The 958-nt window shown below is 52.7% G+C and carries 1 protein-coding gene; it reads right to left on the bottom strand.

Annotated elements, in window-relative coordinates:
* A partial coding sequence (locus tag R7E78_RS24900) for a tandem-95 repeat protein (RefSeq protein WP_318058445.1) occupies positions 1–958 on the bottom strand: 958 nt, incomplete at both ends.

Here is a 958-nt window from a genome sequence, read left to right as displayed (position 1 = left end):
ACGCTGCCATCCGGGTTGACCGAGACCGTGCCGTTGGCTGGACCGTGATTGGTATCCAGCGACACCACTTTGTCGTCGCCTTCGAACGTGTCGTTCTCTAAGACCTTGATGATGGTTGGCGTATCTTCCACAACCGTCGCGTTGTCTGCCACGATGTCCGCCACAGGGGCTACTGTGAAGTTCACCGTTTGGCTGACGCTTTCACCGCTTGGATCGGTAGCCGTAAAGGTCAATGCTTCTGAGCCGTTCCAGTCTGCGGTTGGAGTGAACGTAGCAATGCCATTTTCTATTGAGACATTGACATTACTGTTGCCAGAGACACTAAACGTTAACTCACCATCGGCGTTATCCACATCACTGAAGGCGGTATTCAGATCGATGCTGTATGGCGTAAAGTCTTCCGCCAAGGTTTGGTCTGCGAGGTTGCTTTCAACCACAGGCGTGTCGTTTACGGCATTCACGGTGACGTTGACCGTCGCTTGGTCAGTCAGCGAACCATCAGTGATGGTGTAAGTGATTTCAGCGTCGCCATGGAAGTTCTCAGCCGGTGTGAAGACCAATTTGCCATCAACAATCTCGACTGTGCCTTGCGCTTCAGGTACGGACGCCGATTGGATAGACAGCGTATCACCATCAATATCAGTATCGTTTAGCAGGACATCAATCGTGACTGGCGTGTCTTCATCAGTAACAGCGGTATCATCTTTTGCCACTGGCGCATCATTGACTGGTGTGACATCGACGTTCACCGTGGTGGACTCCGATACCCCACCGGAGGTGACGATGTAGGTAAAGCTGTCTGTACCGTGGTAGTTGTCGTTTGGCGTGTAAGTCACGCTGCCGTCCGAGTTGACCGAGACCGTGCCGTTGGCTGGGCCGTTATTGGTATCCAGCGACACCACTTTGTCGTCGCCTTCGAACGTGTCGTTCTCTAAGACCTTGATGATGGTTGGCGTAT

This window comes from Vibrio sp. YT-19(2023) (assembly GCF_033337395.1).
The sequence above is the reverse complement of the archived record's forward strand: the minus strand, read 5'-3'. Positions and strand labels throughout refer to the sequence as shown.